Genomic DNA, 19418 nt, shown 5'->3' on the forward strand with positions numbered 1-19418 from the left:
TGTGGGTTCCTTCTCCCACCGGGAGAAGGTCAGGATGAGGGGATCGAAAAGCCAGCAGCCTTATATTTCATCCCCTCACCCTAGCCCTCTCCCTGAGGGAGAGGGAATGAGAAAGCTACTAACTTAACGCCATTGCCCTAGAAGGGAGAGGGGACAACGGAACTCTAGCCTTCTCCCTTCTAGGGAGAAGGGGAGACGAACAACTAGTAAAGGACCTGCATGCATAAATTCCGCTACTCACCGGCTGGCAAAACTGAACCGATCGTCTTTGGTGCACAAGGACCGGCGTATTCATCGCTGCGTATCAATGAATGGGTAACCTATATGCACGAGCAAGGCATTCGTCGTGTCTGTTGCCTGCTGCATGAAGATCAACTGAAAGCCTATAAAGAAGATCTGCTCATCGCCTATGGTCGGGTGTTTGGCAGCGACAATGTCTGCTGGGCACCGATCCCTGACTACCATCTGTGTGATGTTGGCTTGCTGAAAGAACGGATTCTGCCGTTTCTCAAGGAGTCAGATGAAAAGCAATCACCGGTTGTTGTCCATTGCCAGGGTGGTCGTGGGCGCGCTGGACATGTGCTCGCCGCATGGCTGGTAGCTGGACGCGGGTTCACCGTGGAAGAGGCGATTGCCGGAGTCAAAGAAATGGGTCGCAATCCGCACGAAGCCGCTGATTGGGGCAATGCGCAGCCGGAGGATGTGTATACGTTGCTCGCGGCGTGTTTAGAGGGGACGATTGTATAAGACAGAGGAGTTTCTAGTTTCTGGTTCCTGGTTCCTAGTCCAAGGTCTAGAGTCCAGCACTTTGGGATTTGGGGCTAGGGACTTGGGGCTTGTTGAAGAAAGAAAAACTAGTCCCTAGTCCCCAGCCCCTAGCCCCAATTTTTACATCGCCGTAATTCCCCCATCCGCAGCCATCGCGAGCCCAGTGACAAACGACGCTGCTGGTGAACATAACCACACCACGACTTCGCCGATTTCTGATGGTTGTCCCATGCGACCAACTGGCTCGGAGGCTGCCATTTTTGCGGCGCGTTCGGCACGATGACCGGTGAGGCGACCCATCATTGGGGTGTCGATAGCACCAGGACAGACCGCGTTCACGCGAATGTTTTGCCGGGCGTATTCGAGGGCTGCAGTTTTGGTGAGTCCAACAACGCCGTGCTTACTGGCGACGTACGCTGACCCACCGCGATAACCGACCAACCCGGCAGTCGAAGCCGTATTCACAATCGCGCCACCACCAGCTTTGAGCAAAGCGGGGATTTCATATTTCATGCATAGCCACACACCTTTGAGGTTGATGGCGATGGTACGGTCGAACTCATCTTCCAAATAGTTCTGCGTATTGCCGGCACCACCTTCGATGCCAGCATTATTGAACGCGCAGTCTAAGCGACCATAGGTCTGCTCAACTTTTGCTATTAAAGCTTCGACTTCAGCCGCTTTCGATACATCTGTCTTCATGAAGAACGCCTCACCACCAGCTTTCTTCACCAAACTTGCGGTTTCTTCGCCACCTTCGACACTGACATCAGCGATTGCGACTTTCGCGCCTTCGCGGCAGAACGCGAGCGCGGTAGCTCGGCCAATGCCTGAACTTGCGCCTGTGATTAATGCGACTTTGCCTGTGAGTGATCCGGACATTTTTTGCTTCCTCTCTGTTGGTGAGATAAGGGGACTACCCCTTTGGTTTCTAGTTTCACGATGAGGCTAGAGGCTGGAGGCTAGAGACTAGTCCTCCCCACCCAAGCCTCTAGTCTCTAGACTCTAGTCTCAAATCATCGGAACGCCTTAATCAACTTCGCATACTGCTCAATCACCGCCCACTGCTTGGCTGGCTCTTCGGGATAGAACAAGAACGAGACGCGATTGAAGCCCATCTTCATGAGTTCACGAATGCGCCCTTCGGTCGGCACCTGACCAGACAATGCTGGCCCCATGATGACGCTCATGTCGAAGTCTTTCATCGGGCGCCCTACCCGATCGGCCTCGGCTTTAATCGCTGCCAGATCTTTTGCCAGGTCATACGGACCATCGAGTGGCATCCAGCCGTCACAATACTCAACGATCCGTTTTACTGCCCATTTCGACATCGCACCCATCAGTACCGGCGGACCACCAGCTTGCACTGGTTTTGGCCAGCACCACAATGGATCGAAATTCACAAACTGTCCGTGAAATTCTGAGACTTCATTATTCCAGATCTCTTTCATCGCCAACACGCGCTCGCGTGTCACCCTCCAACGATCCTTGAACGCCACACCATGATCGGCCATTTCCTCGGCGTTCCAGCCCGCACCGATACCAAAGAGAAAACGCCCGTTCGATACGCGATCTAAACAAGCAATGGTCTTTGCCAGCGTAATCGGATGATGTTCCGGCACCAAACAGACCGAGGTGCCGACTTTGAGATTTTTCGTCACAGCCGCAGCAGCGGTCAGTGCAATAAATGGATCAAAGAACTCTTTGTAGCATTGCGGCAATTCACCACCGATGGGGAATGGCGTCTTACGACTCGTCGGAATATGCGTGTGCTCACCAAAGAAGATTGACTCAAAGCCGTTCTCTTCAGACCACCGCGCCAAATCGACCGTGGGGATCGTATAATGCGTAGGAATCGTTACCAACCCGAAGTCTGCCATAACAGCCCTCCTTTGTTGTCGTGGCCCTTCGTTACCACAATTGCCGAACCCTTGACAGCACCGCTCTAAATACCTCATGTTAAGGGCATACAAACGGTAGGAGGGATTTATGGCAGAGTATGATGTCGTTATTAAGGACGGAACGATCGTCGATGGTACGCGCGTCCCGCGTTTCAAAGGCGATATTGGCATTAAGAACGGCAAGATCGCCAAGATCGGCCGTATCAACAGCAGTGATGGTAAGAAGGTGCTCGATGCGAGCGGTTTGATCGTCGCACCGGGCGGTATCGATCTCCACACCCACTATGATGCGCAGGTCCACTGGGACCCGTATCTCAGCGTATCGAGCTGGCACGGTGTCACCACTGTCACCATGGGGAACTGCGGTTTCGGTTTTGCTCCGTTGCATCCAGCCGATGCTGAGCGCGCCATGCTCGCCTTGTCACGTAACGAAGCCATCCCAATGGCGCCGATGCAGGTGTCGATGGACTTCAAGTGGTCGACCTTCCCTGAATACCTGAATCGCTTGGAGCGTCTCCCATTAGGCATCAACATTTCCCATCTGTTCCCCATCTCACCAGCAGTGGCGTATGTGATGGGCAGCTTCGCTGCAGCGAAAGAGCGGCGCCCGAATGAGAAAGAAACTGAAGCCGTTGCCAAATTGCTCTCCGAGGCCATGGACGCCGGTGCCGTTGGTTGGGGCGCGCAACAACTCGTCCCCGGCGGTAGCTCTGCGGTGCAGTGTGACTACGACGGCAGCCCGATGATTTCCGACATGCTGCCGGATTCCTTCTATGTCCGCATGGCGCAAGTGCTGGCAGACAAAGGTCAAGGCTGCATTCAGTTCACCCGTTCCAGCGTCGGCACCAATGACCCGAACGCTGGTATGCACAATGACTTCGACTTCAACTCAAAGCTCGCCGAAGTGAGTGGTCGTCCAGTGTTGTTCAACGCGATGGCAGTGAACGACAAGTTCCCATACGTCTATCGCGCCCAGCTCCGTTGGCTGGCCGAAGCCAACAAGCAAGGTAAGCCGGTGTTCGCACAGGCTGTGACTGCTCGTGCAGCCAACCACATCACGTTCGAGAACTGGAACCTGTTCGATGATAGCCCGCACTGGCGTGAAGCCACCACCGGCACGATCGAAGAGAAGCGCGTGAAGTTGGCCGACCAGCGTATCCGCGCTGCGCTCCGCGAAGAGTACGATGCTGGCACGAAGTCCCGTGACTTCTTGTTTGGTGAACTGGCTGAGTTCGTGTGTGATCACACCCCAGAGGCCACCTTGAAGAAGTACGAAGGCAGGACGGTTGGTCAGATTGCCAAGGAAGAGAGCAAGCATCCAATCGACGCGATGCTCGATATCTCCGCCAAGGAAATCCGCACCGTATGGCGTGGCCCAGTCGTCAACAACAACGTCGAAAACTATCGCGAAGTCATGGCCTCCCCGTACACGCTGCCTGGCGTGTCCGATGGTGGCGCGCACATTAAGTTCATCACCCCAGGGACCTATTCGACCGATATGCTCACCTGGATGGTGCGTGACAATAACATCCTAAGCCTCGAAGAAGCCCACTATCGCCTCAGCTACCTGACTGCATGGGCAGCGGGCATTAAGGATCGTGGCTGTCTGCGTGAAGGCCTGGCGGCAGACATCATCGTCTACGACCTCGCCAAGCTGAAGATCCTCCCGTCCGAAGTGGTCCATGACCTGCCAGCCAACGAATGGCGGCGTGTGCAAAAGGCCGAAGGCTACCGCTGGTACATCGTCAATGGCCAAGTGACCTTCGAAGACGGCAAGTGCACCGGCGCGACATCTGGTAAGCAGCTGCGCGGTGGAGTGGCGGCGTAACCAAAAAGTCTAGGAGTCTAGGAGTCTAGGAGTCTAGGAGTCTAAAAAGAGGAGGTTTTATTTTCTTCCTTTTCGAGACTCCCAGACTCTCAGACTCCCAGACTCCTGGACTCCCAGACTCTTTTCCCCTTTTCAGTAGCATTGCCCACCGACTCTCGCCTGCCTCTTCGAGTAGAGGGATCTCACTGCGGCTCACTACTCGTGACTCAAAAAACATAAAACGTCCGCGACTTCGTGTTCGCTTGTCAAATCCCCAGCAGTGGTTTAGAGGGAAATAAACAACTGGGAGGGATGCAAAAATGGAAGCAATCGACGGAGGCGCTCTAGTCGGGAAAGCCTTAGCGAACGAGGGTGTAGAAAAGGCATTCGTCTTATCTGGTGGACATATCATGCCGATCTTTTATGGGATGCGAGAGGCGGGCATCGAGATTATCGATATGCGCCATGAGTGCTCGGCGGTGTATGCTGCGACTGCCTATACGCGGGCCTCGGGAAAGATGGCGGTTGTGGTGACGACCGCTGGGCCAGGTGTCGGCAATACACCAGCGGGAATGATGGAAGCGGACTCGATGAATATTCCCCTCCTGCAGATCGGCGGTGCGGTAGCGATGAGTAAACGCGACGCAGGAGATCTGCAGGACATGTCGACTCTGACCTTAATGGAGTCGTGCTGTAAGTGGGCGAGAAAAATTACCAGCACCGCTCGCATTCCAGAGTATGTGCCCATGGCCTTTCGCCAGGCGATGGGAGCAAGCCCAGGACCAGTCTACCTGGAAATACCAACGGACCTGCTGTTCGCCAAGGTCGATGAGGAGCGTGTCCGTTTTCCAGCGCACGCCGTGAGCCAAGCGGTGCCCAGTGGAGAAGCGGAACTCATTGAGCAAGCAGCCGAGCTTCTTGCCCGTGCGGAACGTCCAGCAGTGATCGTCGATGAAGGAGCCCGATGGTCAATGGGGAAACATGCCGGGGCTATTGCTGCTTTGTCAGATTATCTAAAGATGCCAGTGGGTATCTCCGGCAGTGCGTGCCGTGGCTTGTTTGGCGACGAATCAGCCAATCCCTTGTTGACAACCCGTGCCTTCTCGAAAGCTGATGTGGTGTTAGCCCTCAGCTGTCGGTTTGATTATCGCTTGCGATTGGGCCGGGCAATTCCTAAGAACGCCAAAGTCATTCAGGTGCACACCGATATCAACCAGATTGGCTTCAACCTCCGTGCCGACCTCGGCATTGTCGGTGGAGCAGGACCGGTGACACGTCAGCTCCTCGAAGCGATCCAGCGCAAATGTGCACCAAAGACGGGTGATCCTTGGACTGGAGCAGTGCGTCGTGGTGGAACAGCCACCCTCCCCGAGGCGTATCATGTCGGCAAAATTCCTGTTCACCCGGCCCGTTGTGCGAGTGAGGTAGCGAAATTCTTGGAGGAAGATGCGCAGGACTGGAACCTCGTTATCGATGGTGGTGAAGCCAGTGTCTGGATGACAGGTGCGTCAGTTGCAACACGTCCAGGGCAGATCCATGCAACTGGACCGAATGGCACGATTGGTACAGGACCTGGGCAGGTGGTGGGAGCCTGGGCCGCGAATCGCAAGCCGGTGCTGTGGTATACAGGTGACGGCAGTTTCGGGTTCTATGCCATGGAGATGGATACCATGGCGCGACTGGGCATTCCCGTGGTGTGTGTCATCTCGAATGACTCAGGGTGGGGAATGATCAGCTTGGTCGAAAAGTACATTCGACCAGATGAGATTGCCACGAGAGGGCAGTGCAACACCGAACTGCACCACATGCGTGCCTACGAAAAGATGGTCGCGATGTGGGATGGGTATGGGGAAAGGGTCACCGATCCGCAGGAAATCGTACCGGCTATCAGACGCGCAGCCGCCAACGGCAAACCGTCGATCATCAATGTTGAGGTCGATAAGGAAAGTTTGTCCCCGTTCATTGAAGGATATGCGACCATGGTCGCGCCGTCGGCATAAACATCCGCTCAAAATCGATCACTTACCAAACATTAATGTCGCGTGGAGCGACCGTTCGATCCACGCGTATGGATATCGCGCACCAGCTCCAGCGTTCGTGCGGTAATGGCTTGCACTTCGAGTAACATCGTAGCCAGTGTTTGTGTCGAGGTTGTGAGTATTCGTGTCGCATCAGCAACAAGCTGAGCCTGCCGCTCACTCGACTGCTGGATTAATTGCATTTGCCGCTCGCTCGACTGCTGAATAAGTTGCGTTTGTCGCTCATTCGATTGCTGTATTGCAGCCAAGGCTTGCATGGTGGCACGTTGAGTCCGATCATACCGGTCCCCTGCCTTTTTCCATTCTTCAACATCTTGGCGTAGATATTCCAGGATTTGGTTCTGGGTTTCGAGTAATAGATCTGTTCGCGGTTGTACCCGACGTGGCTTACGAACAGTTGGCATGCGTGGCCTCCTTACCTACGAACCTCATTGAACCTGACAGCACTACGCTGCGCAAGCACCGCCTCGCTGGCACCGCGGAAATTTGCTGATCGGAGATTGGTTATGAGAAGAGGTGTTCCCTTGACCACGCACAGAACTTCGGTCTATGAGGAGATTCAATCTAACGACACGTAAAGGAAACGTATGGCAACTGATCCAAAAGCCTGGCTGTCCTTAACCACAGAACAAGCACTGGACCCGTCCCTCCCTATTGTTGATCCCCATCACCATCTGTGGGATTATCCAAACAATCGTTACCTACTTGATGAATTACTCGAAGACACGCGAGGTGGGCACAATGTCGTCGCCACTGTCTTTCTTGAATGTGTGTCGATGTATCGCAAGAATGGTCCCGAAGAGATGAAGCCGATTGGCGAAACAGAATTTGTCCAAGGGATCGCAGCAATGGCCGCGAGTGGCATTTATGGCAACAACGCAGTTGCGGCAGGTATTGCCAGTCTTGCTGATCTTACGTTGGGCAGTCGAGTACAAAAGGTTCTAGAGGCCCATATCGCCGCGAGCCCCAATCGCTTTCGCGGTATTCGTCATGCCACAAGCTGGAACGAAAGCCGGGATATTCGGAATGCGCACACCAAGCCGACTAAAGAAACAATGTACAGCAAACCATTTCGTGAAGGGTTTGCTGTCTTGCAAAAACTCGGTTTAACCTTCGATGCGTGGATGTATCACAATCAGTTAATGGACCTCGCCGACCTCGCTAAAGCGTTTCCTGATACGACCATTATTCTCGATCATGTCGGCGGCCCGTTAGGTATTGGCCCCTATGCGGGCAAGCAGAGGGAAGTCTTTGAAGAATGGAAACGAAACATAGCGGCAGTTGCCGAGTGTCCAAATGTGGTGGTGAAACTCGGTGGACTGACAATGACGATGTGCGGCTTCGACTGGCATAAACGCGAGAAACCACCGACCTCAGAAGAGCTCGCTAAAGCGAATGGCCCATATTATCTCTACTGCATCGAAAAGTTTAGCGTGAACCGCTGTATGTTTGAGAGCAACTTCCCAGTCGATAAAGCGTCCTGTTCATACACCGTACTGTGGAACTCGTTCAAACGTACGACTGAGAAATTTTCTGCGAGCGAGAAAGCCGCATTATTCCATGATACGGCAGTTCGCGTGTATCGGTTGAAGGAAAATTTGATCTGAAGTAGTCAGCATTCAGTAGTCAGTAAAAAACTATGGGGCTGGGGGCTAGGGGCTGGGGACTAGTTTTTTTCTTACAAGCCCCAAGCCTCGAGCCCCTAGTCCCAAGGGTCTCAAACTAGAAACGAGAAATATTATGAAACTCACCAGCGTTGCCCATACTGGATTCACTGTGAGTAATCTCGATCGTTCATTGGCGTTCTACCGTGATTTACTCGGCATGCAGCTCGTTATGATGCGCGATACCACCGAAGAGTATGTCAGCAAGGTGACCGGGTTCCCGAATGCGCATATAAAAATAGCGTTGCTCAAAATAGCTCCAGATGATTCCCACCTGCTTGAGTTGCTTCAGTACGTTTCGCATCCCGGTGAAACGACCGACCGCGCAACCAATCGTCCTGGTAATGGACACCTCGCGATCAGAGTTGATGATCTACAAGCGTGGTATCAACGTTTGTCAGCGGCGGGTGTGGAGTTCCGTTCCTCTGGCCCTGTGCCAGTATCTGCTGGGGTCAACGCAGGCGCACAGGCGGTATACATGCGTGATCCAGATGGGTTCACGATTGAGTTGGTGCAGCCGGCGGCTAATGCCTGAAGCGATGTTTCCGCAGACTATAGAGTCCCATAGCTGTCGAGAGGCACAGAAAAAATCCCAACGGGATTGAGCATACGAGCCCAGGGTTGGTACAACCCTGGGGATGTAGACGCAGCAGTGAATTTTCAACCCCAAGGGGGTTTCGTCATCAGGTGTAGAGGCACAACCCTTTAGGGTTGATGGCGTTTCATCCTCTGGCCCCAGGGTAGCTCGTCCCTCGCAACCCTGGGCTTAAGACAACAATCCCTTTGGGATTACGAGGAGCAACCATGCGATTTGGCGTTCATGTAAATAGTGGAGCATCGGTCACCGATGCTCTCGTCCTCAAAGATCTCGGGCAACTCGCCGAGGACTTAGGCTTTGAGTCAATCCTCATCGGCGATCACGTAGTGACCGCACGCAAGATCAACACGCAGTTCCCGCTCCCAGTGGAAAACCCACCGTGGCACGTGTATCAAGAGCAGGATTGGCCCGACTGTTTTGTCACGCTCTCATTCCTTGCCGCCTACACCAAACAGGTACGTTTAGGTATGAGTGTGTTGATTCTGCCTTATCGTCATCCGGCAGTAGTCGCCAAACAAATCGCAACGCTCGATCGACTCTCTGACGGACGTGTAATTTTTGGTGTCGGTATTGGTTGGATGAAAGAAGAGTTTGGTTTCCTTGGTGTACCATTCGCTGAACGAGCAGCGATGAGTGACGAACATGTCGCCGTCATGAAAGCATTGTGGAGCGGCTCTCAAGTCAACCACACTGGTCGTTACGTCACCATCAATCAGGAAGTGAATTTCGGCCCCATGCCCGTGCAGAAGCCACATCCGCCCATTTGGGTCGGTGGCAATTCACTGCCTGCCTTGCGGCGAGTCGCACGTTGGGGCGATGGTTGGCAACCAGTGTATATCCCACTACCAGTGATCCAGCAGAAAATGGACCAATTACGCGGGTTGATGGACGAGCAAAAGCGCGATTTCAACCAATTGGAGATTTCCAGCTTGGCTGCATCGTATGTTACGCCTAAGGAAGTCGAGGCGTACCAAAAGGCTGGTATTCACACGTTGTATATGTTCACGACCACTGACAAGCCGCAGGAGCTTTTTGCACAGATGCGGCAGTTTGCGAGGACGTTGCGGGGGATGGCGTAAGCAATAGTTAGGAATCAGTTTGCGCTAGCATTGACATCTAGATGTCACACTTGGGTTCCCTCTCCCACCGGGAGAGGGACAGGGTGAGGGGGTCAAGATAAGATTCCATCCAATGAAAAACCTCTCCAGAGCTTTACGGAAACACCAAACCGACGCGGAAAAAATGCTCTGGAGCCGCCTACGAAATCGCCAACTGGAAGGCTACAAATTCCGCCGCCAGCAAGTAATCGACATGTACATCACAGACTTTCTTTGTCTGGAGCCAAAGCTAGCGATTGAACTCGATGGTGGACAGCATGCCGAGCGAAGAGAACAGGATGACCAGAGAACTCGATATCTCGAAGGTCTGGGATACCGTGTCCTGCATTTCTGGAATCACGATGTGCTACGCGAACCTGAGGCTCTCCTTGAAGTGATTCGAGATGCGCTACTGAGGACTACTAGACCCCCTCACCCTAACCCTCTCCCTGAGGGAGAGGGAATTTAGAGGCAGGTTCTTTTTCATCGACCATAGGTCTCTATATGAGCAGTCAACATAATCACGACCACGATCATCACGCAGCCGAATCTGTCACCACTCCACCTCGCCAACTTACGCGTGCCGAGAACAAACAACGTGAGATCCGCACCAAAGCGATCGAATCGTTATTGCTAGAGAAACAACTGGTGACAGCCGAGACATTGGATGCGGTTATCAAAACCTACGAAAGTGATCTGGGTCCACTGAACGGCGCAAAAGTCGTTGCTCGTGCGTGGGTCGACACTGCGTATAAAGCGCGCCTGCTGCAAGATGGAGCCGCAGCAATCGCGGAGTTAGGCTTTGGTGGCTTACAAGGAGAACGACTGGCTGTCGTCGAAAATACCCCAACAACTCACAATGTTGTCGCCTGTGTCCTGTGCTCCTGTTACCCCTGGCCGGTACTCGGACTTCCTCCGTTTTGGTACAAAAGCCAATCCTATCGATCTCGCATTGGCGGCAGGACGCGTGAAGTGTTGCGTGAGTTCGGTCTAGAGATCGATGCCGAGACCGAGATCTTTGTCTGGAACAGCAGTGCACAAACACGTTACATGGTGCTCCCGCAACGTCCGGCAAGCACTGAGCACATGAGTGAAGAGGAACTGGCGGCTCTGGTTACTCGCGATGCAATGATCGGTGTCGCACAAGTCACACTCGATAAACGTCCAGTCGACGCTTCAACCCAACGCCGTATCGCTGACATGGAAGGCACGACTGCTCTTCCTCGCCAAAGTGGCGAATTGACCTTTCAAGATCCATGGGAAGGTGAAGCGTTTGCCATGGCTGTCGCGTTGTGTGAACGCGGGGAATATCCCTGGAGCGATTTCCAACAACACCTGATCAAGCAAATTGCGGCAGCAGACCACCCAGATGTCCAGCCAGAATCACGCCCAACGTATTATGAATCCTGGCTAGATGCACTCGAAGCGTTATTGATCGAGAAGAAGATCCTGGTGAAAAAGAAAATCGATAACCGTGCGACTTGGTTAGCCAGAGCCGCGTCTGGTTCGCGTTCGTTTATGCAGATGGGGTGGGATCTCGAAGATGAGGACGAATAGAAAGGCTATAGGCTGTAGGCTTCAGGCTATAGGGAGGATGAGAAACGTGGAACGTGTTGCGTGTTACATAAAACTCGAAACCAGAAACTAGAAACAACTTCTTTACTACAAGCCCCCAGACCCAAGCCCCAAGAAGCCTACTCCAACCGCCGCACTCCCGTAAACATAATCATACAGATCACCACGACCATCATCGCCCCGCCGGAAATCGCACAGGTGGTGAGCGGACCGACGCGTTCGACTAACACTCCCGCTATCGGTGCACCAAAAAGCCCCGCCGCGCCTATGAACCCGAAGGAAAATGCGGATAGCACACGGGCGCGATGCGACGGAATCGCATGTTCCTGAAAAATCATCCGCCCTGCGTTAACGAACACTGAGGCGCCCATACCCCATACGATCACTGCGAGTACTGTCCCCCACATTGGTAACCCCAAGGCAATGGCTTCAAGGCAGAGAGCACCTGAAGTCAATGTCACCAACTGTGCCAGACCTTTCCGTTGCAATCGCCCGCGCCAGAGTATCACCATCGCCCCGAGAATAGTGCCGATCGGAAACGCCATGTTCAGCAGCGCCAGTTGACCAATGTCTCCACCATAATAATCTCGCACCAGAATCGGAAAAACGACAACAAAAGGGCCGATGAAGCAGGTGCCAACTGCGTTCACCATGAGGAATACCGGCAACAGAAACGACGAACTCCATACCTCGCGCATGCCAGCCATCACATCAGCAAGTCGTAGTGGAGGATGGTCAGTGCCACCATGCGGCGGTGCGGGTGGCAATTGGTACAGCGCAGCTACACCACTCAGTAGCGTCAACGCGTGCAAACCAAGAGCTGGTGCTGTACCAATCCACCGCGCCGTGCCAGCTATGAGCGACCCAATAGCTTGCGTGCCCCACTGCGTCATGTTTAACCCAGCAATGGCGCGCAACATATTTTTCCCGGCCACCTCAGAAAGAAGAGAATCCCGCGCTGGCATGACGAAAGCCTGCACACTGCCCATGCCCAACGCGTACACCATGAGCAGGGATAACGAGAGCCGGTCGTAAGCAACGATGGCCACCAAACTGAGTGAGAGCACCGTCGCGAGTAGATGCAGTCCAATGAGCAAATTGCGGCGGTCATGGCGGTCGGCCACTGCCCCACCAATAAAGAGCAATACTACCGATGGCAGCATCATCATACTCTGCGTAATCCCTACCCACTCCGCCGAAGCGTGCAAGACACCAACCACAAGCCAGGAGAAAAGCACGCCTTGCATCCCCATGGCAATGAACCATGACGCGACGCCAGTGATAAACCAGGCGTATGAGGCGTTGGTTTGTAAAGCTACAGTTTCTGCGGACGGCTCCTGAAAAACCGCGGGCTGCTCGGTGAGTGACTCTTGTGACACAGATGAGGTTTCCAATAACGAGAATCACGTCATTTCATTCCTGCTCGGGTAAGTCAAGGAAAGGCGCGAAACACTTGACAGCATAGAACCGTAAGGAGTACGACTTGGGGAGTCGAGAAGGAGAGTTCTGATGTTCAATGTGAACGACTTCGTCAAAGCGTGCCAGGGCAAACAGCCCAGCGCGATCAAAGAGATTCTCACCGAAGCCTTGCGCGATCCCGAAAGTATCAGCAAGGCCTTAGCGAGTTTTGGTGCAGGCGCCGATGTCAACCAAGGCAGTATGGGCGACATGCTCATTCATCGTGCCCCCGACCTCACCATTCTCAAAGCTGCAGTTCCGCCCAAATTCAAAAGCGCGCCGCATAATCACTTGATGTGGGCAGTAATCGGCGTCTACGATGGTCAAGAGAACAATTACTTTTATCGTCGTAGTAGCAATGGCTTAGAAAATGCCAACAGCAAACAAGTCCACCAATCAGAAGTACTCGTGCTAGGTGAAGATGTGGTTCACGCAATTGAGAACCCACTCGATCGCCCGTTATATGCGATTCATGTCTATGGAGGTGACCTCCCAGCGGCCCCACGTCGCATGTGGAATCCGTTTACCATGCAAGAAGAAGCCTTCGATTTTCAGACGATGAGAGGGTATGCGCAGAAGATGATGGAATCTAGAGACTAGAGACTAGAGGCTAGAGGCTAGAGGCTTGGGTGGGGCGGACTAGTCTCTAGCATCCAGCCTCTAGCCTCTTCATGGAAACGTGAAACCAGAAACACGAAACTAGAAACCTCTAAAAAGGAAAAGGAGAAAAGACAATGGCCGAGTACGATCTTCATATCAAAGGTGGCACAGTGGTCGATGGCACCCGTGCCCCACGTCGTCAGGCGGATGTTTGGATTAAGGACGGTAAAGTTGCCCAGATCGGTGGCAAAGCCGATGGCTTCGCCAAACGCACGATTGATGCCGACGGGCTGATTGTTGCGCCTGGCTTTGTTGATCTTCACACCCACTATGACGCGCAGATTCGTTGGGACCCGTACTGCACCATCTCAGGCTGGCACGGAGTGACCTCAGTTGTGTTAGGGAACTGCGGCTTTGGCTTTGCGCCGGTGAAGCCCGATTTTCGTGATCGCTCAATGCTCACGATGACCCGCACGGAAGCAATCCCCTATGTCTCGATGAAAGAAGGCGTGAACTGGGATTGGGAAACTATTCCGCAATATCTCGATTCACTTGATCGCTCACCCAAAGGCGTGAACTGTATTCAATACATGCCAACGGCATCATTGATGACCTACGTCATGGGGCTCGAAGCGGCTAAGGCGCGTCGCGCGACCGAAGCTGAACGTAAAGAAATGCAGCGTTTATTACATGAAGGCATGGACGCAGGCCTGTGTGGTTTTTCCTTACAACGCTTGGGCCGCCATTCTGGTCAGGCTGATTACGATGGCACACCGATGGTGACTGACACCATGTGTGATGAAGATATCATCAATCTCGCTGAAGTATTACGCGCCCGTAACGAAGGGTTCGTGCAAATTACCCAAGCGACCGGTCATATTAAAGAAGACCTCGCCTTTGTCGAAAAACTCGCCGCTGCCGCACAACGTCCAATCCTGCACAACGCCATTGCCGCCAGCAAACGCAACGCCGATCTGCATCGCAAAGGCATTGCCTGGCTGGAAAAGGCTCGTGCCAACGGCTTGCCGATCTGGGGTCAAGCGGCGACGGTGCGCAGTGGCTTCGCCTTCACGCTTGAGCATTGGAATCTCTATGATGTATCCGCCGCCTGGCGTGACCTGCTCATGGGGAACGTCGAACAACGTGCAGCAAACATGCGCAACCCGCAAATGCGTGAAGCCGCCAAGAGCGAAAAGTCTATGCGCGCGCTTGACCTGAACGCCTTTGGCATCGGCGGCAAGCTTCCTCGTTTGCTCGTGCAATCGGTGAACAATCGGCCCGAGCTAGAAAAATATGTCGGCAAATCACTCGCGCAGATTGGCCAGGAAGAAGGCAAGCATCCAGTTGATGTGATGCTTGACCTATCCTTAGCCACAGACCTGCAAGCTGAGTTTCTCCAGCCCGAACCAGAATTCAGTGCCGATTTCAATGCTGAATTGATCACCACCTCTGAGCACACCTTCCCCGGTGTCTCGGATGGTGGCGCGCACACCAAATTCTTCACCGGTGGTGCGTTTACTACCGACTTCCTGACCTGGCTGGTGCGCGACGAACAGAAGATCACCCTCGAGGAAGCGCACTATCGGTTATCAGCCTTGCCGTGCAAAGCCGCTGGCTTCGTCGATCGTGGCGTGCTGAAAGAAGGCGGTGCGGCAGACGTCGTAGTCTATGATCTCAATGGTCTTGGCGTCACCCCAGAATGGATCGGCGAAATCGCCCATGACTTCCCCGGTGGCGAATGGCGTCGTGTGCAACGCGCCAAGGGTTATCGCGCGATTATCGTCAATGGCGTGCCGACCTTTGAAGACGACAAGTGCACTGGCAACACGCCTGGCAAACTCCTGCGCCACGGACGCGGGTAGGAACTGGAAATTGGGGTTAGGGGTTGGGGATTAGTCCTCCAACCCCTACTTCAATTTCTCTGGCCATACACCCTCATTAGCCCATCCTCCGAGGTCGGACCCCGCAGGTCTTTTCCCATACCCACGCCGATAGGCCTGAGCAATAGTTGCGCGTCGTCGCTTTCGCAAGTATTCCGCAACTGCACTGCGAATAACTACCGAACGGCCTCGGAGCTTCACCTCCTCGTCATTATCGAGTTCTTCGAGGAGTTGCTCGTCGAAAGTAATGTGGATTGTCTTCATGTCGACATTGTATGTCTGCTCTTCAGGAGCATCAATTGAGAAAGGCAATTCTGAAGGCAGCCAGCTTGCCTTTCCCTCCATGAATGATTTATAGGTCAGACTGTCATCACAACAGCAATAAAGGAGGATGGTTATGAGCAGCAATGGACATAAAACAGCAGCGCAGATTCGCGCAAGCTTACGTCACCCAATTATTGATGCCGATGGGCATTGGCTGGAGTTTGGTCCAGTCGTCAAGGAGCAACTCAAAAAAATTGGCGGAGAAAAAGCCGTTGAAGGCTTCGGTTTATTCGGTGCACAAGTTGTGAATGCGCTTTCACAGTCAGTGGCCGACCGACGCAGTACACGTTCCGCCCAAGAAGCATTCTGGGCATTGCCCACCAAGAACACCCGCGATCGCGCTACAGCCATGTTACCGCGTTTGTTGAACGAACGATTGGAAGAGCTTGGTCTCGACTTCACCGTTCTTTATCCGACTGCGGGTCTTGGTATTGCCCGCAACCCAGATACCGAGAGCCGTCGCGCAACCTGTCGCGCTTTTAACACATTCAGTGCAGAATACTTTCGTCCGTTTGCCAATCGCATGACTCCGGCTGCTGTCATCCCAATGCACACCCCGGAAGAAGCGATTGAAGAACTGGAATACGCAGTCAAACAGCTCGGCATGAAAGTGGTGATGATGTGGAGTATGATCCGCCGCTCGATTCCGGCTTATGCAGACAAACATCCAGATATGGAGAAAGTGGCGTCGTGGCATGATCCGCTTGGACTCGATAGTGAGTTCGATTATGATCCGTTGTGGAAGCGCTGTGTCGAACTAAACGTCTCCCCGACGTTCCACACTGGTTCACGCGGATACGGATTACGTATTTCGCCGAGCAATTTCACCTACAATCACATTGGCCATTTTGCTGTTGCCCATGAGTCAGTGTGTAAGGCTTTGTTCCTCGGTGGTGTCACGCGTCGTTTCCCGCAGCTTAAGTTTGGCTTCCTTGAAGGCGGCGTCGGCTGGGCCTGTCAGTTGTACGCCGACCTCATTGGCCATTGGGAAAAGCGCAACATCGAAGCGCTGGAAGAAGTGAACCCTAAGAATCTCGATTATGCATTATTGACGAAATTAGCCGAGCAGTATGGCAACTCGGAAGTGCAGAGTGCGTTGGGCAAGCGGAAAGATTTGGTCGACAGCTCGACGTTCTCACAAAGTGCGAATCTGGTTGGTGGTGTGGAAAATCTCGACGACTACGCGGCGTGTAAGATCACGAAGAAGCGAGATCTGCGTGACCTTTTTGTTGATAGCTTCTACTTTGGTTGTGAAGCTGATGATCCCGTTAACGCCTGGGCCTTCAAGGAAAATCACAACTCGTATGGCGCGCGTATTAACGCGTTGTTTGGGTCCGACATCGGCCACTTTGACGTGCCAGACATGACGGATGTTGTTCCAGAAGCCTACGAACTGCTCGAAGACGGCTTGGTCAACGAGAACGATTTCCGTGATTTTACTTTCGCTAATGCCGTGCGGTTCTGGGGTACGGCCAATCCGAGTTTCTTCAAAGGCACGGCGGTTGAGAAGGAAGCCGCGGCGGTGTTGGCTGAGAGTCAGCAGAAAGCGGGGGAGACGATAGCGGCGTTGTAGCCTAGGGCGGTTTTCAGTTGCGTTTATCCTGGCTATTCTCCGCATCCACTCGCAGCCCGCTCGAAGTTCCCTCGCCCTGGCAGGGAGAGGGCTAGGGTGAGGGTCGAAAGCTGGAATTGCGGGTAAACGCAACTGCAATTTGCGATAACCCACCGAGTCAACGCACCGGTGTGGGATTTGGCATTCATCACAGACAGTCGCTAATAGGTCCCTTCGCCCCACAGGGGAGAAGCCTGTCCTGAGCTTGTCGAAGGGGTCAGGATGAGGGGGAAGAAATTGTGGAATGGCGAATGTAGATTGCGGAATAAGCAAACAAGGGACGGCAATGAGCAGGACTTTATTTCTTCTCAATCTACAATCCGCTATTGGCAATTTACAATTTGCATCACCCTCACCCTAGCCCTCTCCCTGACAGGGAGAGGGGATTTCAAGACACCGTACGCTTATTCGTACCAAAACGGCACTCCATCCCAAGCATTAACCCTCTCCGGCATCACTACCATCACCGGCCAGCAAGCTGCGCAGTTACTGCAGCAACCAATCGCCACAATACGTGTGTATGCGTTCCACGGTGAGCGCCTCGAACCCACCCCTTTCCAAATTGACGAACGCGACCATCGTGATCGCTGGGTACTCGATCACGGGTCGCAGTCCCAACAAGACGACTCGCCTGGGGTATTTGATGACAACGATGTGCTGGTCTTGATGGATCGCGACCTCGGGCAACGAGGAGAGCCGGCACGTCTCCCCACAGGAGCGACAGCTTGGGCTGAAGTTCGCGTCGGTAGTGCGACTTCCGCTGTCGGGTTTGCCTACATAGGAGTCTTCGCGACAACAGACGCTAAAACTGGCTGCAGACGATCCGACCCCAGCTCTTCAGTGGTCGACCCTCACCCTAGCCCTCTCCCTGCCAGGGAGAGGGGAATACAAGCGCCGCAAGTATGGGTGAAAGTAACGACCGCTGAATCTACAACTGACGGGTGCTCTCACATAGCAATTCACACTCCGTATACGCGCTATGATCCACAGGCAGACTTTGTACGCACTGATCGTTACACCCTCGGGTTTGCGGGTGCGCCCCTGCCCTCGCATCTTGCCTTCGTCAATCAGCTTGGTGAGAACGCGACCAATCTCATTGCCGGAATTCGCGTGATTGGCGAGGTGCGGTTCCTTCGCGGATTGCTGACGCTCCGTCGTACTGACCAAGATATTCAGACGGAGGTGCTTGGCTATCGTCACGGCCCGATACGCACGATTCGTCGCGCGCGCTATTGGATTCCTCTGCCATTGGGATTTCGTACCAATGGACGAATCGATATCGCCTTTTATCGTGACATAGTCGAAGGTACGACAACGGTGAGGCTCAAGGTTCCGCCACGACTGATCTTGGCTGACGGTGAGTTGCAAGCCTATTTTCGTTTTCTCGCTCTCAGTGGTGCACGTCTCATCGTTGAAGGACTGGCAAATACCAGTGTTGTCGATGGCCACATGGATGATACTGAACAGGCGCGGCACCAGCGCCCCGCGCGCTGGGCGGCACTGGCATTGCCCAATGGGCGGACACTTCTGCTAATTGCACGATTAGAAGGGTCGCTGCAACGACTAGAGCAACGTCTGTACTTCGCCGACAATCATCCAGAAACCCCAGAATCGGGGACAAGCCCTCATTTCGGTTTCGAGTTCTCACGTGTCAATCAGTTAGAGACAGGCACACATCGCTTATCTGTTTTTGCCATTACGCTCGACAGCACGCGAATTGAGGATGTCCACCACACTGTCGAGCTCTTTCTTACCCCGCCAGAGGTACACGTGACGCCGATACCACAGAGTAGTGAGTCGTTAGAGAGGCGTGACAAATGATGGAACAATTGTTCGCTCGAATAGGCAGCAATTCTCATTATGGAGAGGTGTGGGTCAGCGCTGTAGGCCGGGATAAGGCCGCAGGCCGTTCCCGGCGCGCTCTTGCCGGAAACGCTGCGCCCTTCGACTTGGCTCAGGACAGGCTTAGGCACTTAGAAAAAACAAATTGAACAAGCAGCTTGAGGCGGCTACCCTGCTGGCATGACACGAGCGGAGCAAGTGGAATTCATTCGACACAAATATACGGCTTTGGCGCCCTTGCTGAACGAAAGGA

Annotated in this window: 16 protein-coding genes and 1 pseudogene; 12 read left to right on the top strand and 5 right to left on the bottom strand. The window is 53.6% G+C overall.

Features of this window, described 5'->3' with window-relative positions; genetic code table 11:
• Positions 1 to 219 precede the first annotated feature (219 nt).
• Entirely contained in the window at positions 220 to 747 is a 528-nt protein-coding gene (locus FJ147_19580) for a protein phosphatase (protein MBM4258081.1), read from the top strand.
• Between the two features lie 141 nt (positions 748 to 888).
• Here the strand turns inward: FJ147_19580 and FJ147_19585 are convergent, their stop codons facing one another.
• Entirely contained in the window at positions 889 to 1650 is a 762-nt protein-coding gene (locus FJ147_19585) for an SDR family oxidoreductase (protein MBM4258082.1), read from the bottom strand.
• Positions 1651 to 1784: 134 nt separating this feature from the next.
• On the bottom strand, positions 1785 to 2840 hold the full coding sequence (locus FJ147_19590) for an LLM class F420-dependent oxidoreductase (protein MBM4258083.1): 1056 nt from the start codon (positions 2838 to 2840) through the stop codon (positions 1785 to 1787).
• On the opposite strand from FJ147_19590, the gene FJ147_19595 reads away from it, so the two are divergent.
• Together FJ147_19595 and FJ147_19600 are read left to right on the top strand one after the other, a co-directional pair.
• Positions 2758 to 4497: an amidohydrolase family protein gene (locus FJ147_19595; GenBank protein ID MBM4258084.1), complete on the top strand. Its 1740-nt coding sequence runs from the start codon at positions 2758 to 2760 to the stop codon at positions 4495 to 4497. The two genes, FJ147_19590 and FJ147_19595, sit on opposite strands and share 83 nt — an antisense overlap.
• Before the next feature lie 299 nt (positions 4498 to 4796).
• Complete coding sequence (locus tag FJ147_19600; protein ID MBM4258085.1) at positions 4797 to 6476, top strand: thiamine pyrophosphate-binding protein; 1680 nt, start codon at positions 4797 to 4799, stop codon at positions 6474 to 6476.
• Positions 6477 to 6508: 32 nt separating this feature from the next.
• Here the strand turns inward: FJ147_19600 and FJ147_19605 are convergent, their stop codons facing one another.
• Complete coding sequence (locus tag FJ147_19605; GenBank protein ID MBM4258086.1) at positions 6509 to 6919, bottom strand: hypothetical protein; 411 nt, start codon at positions 6917 to 6919, stop codon at positions 6509 to 6511.
• 183 nt (positions 6920 to 7102) lie between these two features.
• On the opposite strand from FJ147_19605, the gene FJ147_19610 reads away from it, so the two are divergent.
• From FJ147_19610 to nthA, 5 genes and pseudogenes are all read left to right on the top strand, one after another.
• Positions 7103 to 8122 carry an amidohydrolase gene (locus FJ147_19610; protein ID MBM4258087.1) on the top strand — a complete coding sequence of 340 codons (1020 nt, stop codon included), beginning with the start codon at positions 7103 to 7105 and terminating at the stop codon, positions 8120 to 8122.
• A 133-nt stretch (positions 8123 to 8255) separates the two neighbouring features.
• A complete protein-coding gene (locus FJ147_19615) occupies positions 8256 to 8714 on the top strand; it encodes a VOC family protein (protein ID MBM4258088.1) in 459 nt (152 codons plus the stop codon).
• Positions 8715 to 8983: 269 nt separating this feature from the next.
• A complete protein-coding gene (locus FJ147_19620; protein ID MBM4258089.1) occupies positions 8984 to 9856 on the top strand; it encodes an LLM class F420-dependent oxidoreductase in 873 nt (290 codons plus the stop codon).
• 112 nt (positions 9857 to 9968) lie between these two features.
• Complete coding sequence (locus FJ147_19625) at positions 9969 to 10343, top strand: endonuclease domain-containing protein (protein ID MBM4258090.1); 375 nt, start codon at positions 9969 to 9971, stop codon at positions 10341 to 10343.
• Between the two features lie 35 nt (positions 10344 to 10378).
• Positions 10379 to 11011, top strand: a pseudogene (gene nthA / locus FJ147_19630) (nitrile hydratase subunit alpha).
• Positions 11012 to 11568: 557 nt separating this feature from the next.
• On the opposite strand, the gene FJ147_19635 reads toward nthA, so the two are convergent.
• Positions 11569 to 12828, bottom strand: coding sequence for an MFS transporter (locus FJ147_19635; protein MBM4258091.1), 1260 nt, complete (start codon positions 12826 to 12828; stop codon positions 11569 to 11571).
• Between the two features lie 130 nt (positions 12829 to 12958).
• Here FJ147_19635 and FJ147_19640 point away from each other — a divergent pair, with 130 nt between their 5' ends.
• Together FJ147_19640 and FJ147_19645 are read left to right on the top strand one after the other, a co-directional pair.
• Positions 12959 to 13507 (top strand): hypothetical protein, encoded by a 549-nt coding sequence (locus FJ147_19640; GenBank protein MBM4258092.1) that lies wholly within the window; start codon positions 12959 to 12961, stop codon positions 13505 to 13507.
• A gap of 134 nt (positions 13508 to 13641) precedes the next feature.
• Positions 13642 to 15369 (top strand): amidohydrolase family protein, encoded by a 1728-nt coding sequence (locus tag FJ147_19645; GenBank protein MBM4258093.1) that lies wholly within the window; start codon positions 13642 to 13644, stop codon positions 15367 to 15369.
• Positions 15370 to 15414: 45 nt separating this feature from the next.
• Here the strand turns inward: FJ147_19645 and FJ147_19650 are convergent, their stop codons facing one another.
• Positions 15415 to 15651, bottom strand: coding sequence for a hypothetical protein (locus FJ147_19650; GenBank protein MBM4258094.1), 237 nt, complete (start codon positions 15649 to 15651; stop codon positions 15415 to 15417).
• A 127-nt stretch (positions 15652 to 15778) separates the two neighbouring features.
• On the opposite strand from FJ147_19650, the gene FJ147_19655 reads away from it, so the two are divergent.
• Together FJ147_19655 and FJ147_19660 are read left to right on the top strand one after the other, a co-directional pair.
• Positions 15779 to 17284: an amidohydrolase gene (locus FJ147_19655; protein ID MBM4258095.1), complete on the top strand. Its 1506-nt coding sequence runs from the start codon at positions 15779 to 15781 to the stop codon at positions 17282 to 17284.
• A 261-nt stretch (positions 17285 to 17545) separates the two neighbouring features.
• Positions 17546 to 19144, top strand: a complete 1599-nt coding sequence (locus tag FJ147_19660; GenBank protein MBM4258096.1) for a hypothetical protein — start codon at positions 17546 to 17548, stop codon at positions 19142 to 19144.
• Positions 19145 to 19418 lie beyond the last annotated feature (274 nt).

It is taken from the genome of Deltaproteobacteria bacterium (assembly GCA_016874775.1).
In the GTDB taxonomy this organism is placed as follows: domain Bacteria; phylum Desulfobacterota; class Binatia; order Bin18; family Bin18; genus VGTJ01.